Annotated in this window: 1 protein-coding gene; it reads right to left on the bottom strand. The window is 64.8% G+C overall.

Annotated features, from left to right (window positions below):
• The coding region (locus Q8X48_RS30130; protein WP_407802833.1) for a VCBS domain-containing protein at nt 1–213 on the bottom strand (213 nt) is incomplete at both ends.

Genomic DNA, 213 nt, shown 5'->3' with positions numbered 1-213 from the left:
TGGTCAGGGTGCCGGTGGTGGAAATGTCGACGGCGGCATTAGTCTCGGTGAGGTGGGCGATGTCGGCGGACAGCACGGCCGCATCATTGGTGCCGAGGATATTCACGGTGACCGAAGTGAGGGTGCCATCGGCACTGCTCACCGCGAAGGTGTCGGTGTAGGTGGTGCCGGCGGCGAACTCGTTGTGGGCGGAGCTGGCGACGTAGGTCCAGG

This window comes from Pseudomonas sp. QLc11A (assembly GCF_052112305.1).
In the GTDB taxonomy this organism is placed as follows: Bacteria; Pseudomonadota; Gammaproteobacteria; order Pseudomonadales; family Pseudomonadaceae; genus Aquipseudomonas; species Aquipseudomonas laurylsulfatiphila.
The sequence above is the reverse complement of the archived record's forward strand: the minus strand, read 5'-3'. Positions and strand labels throughout refer to the sequence as shown.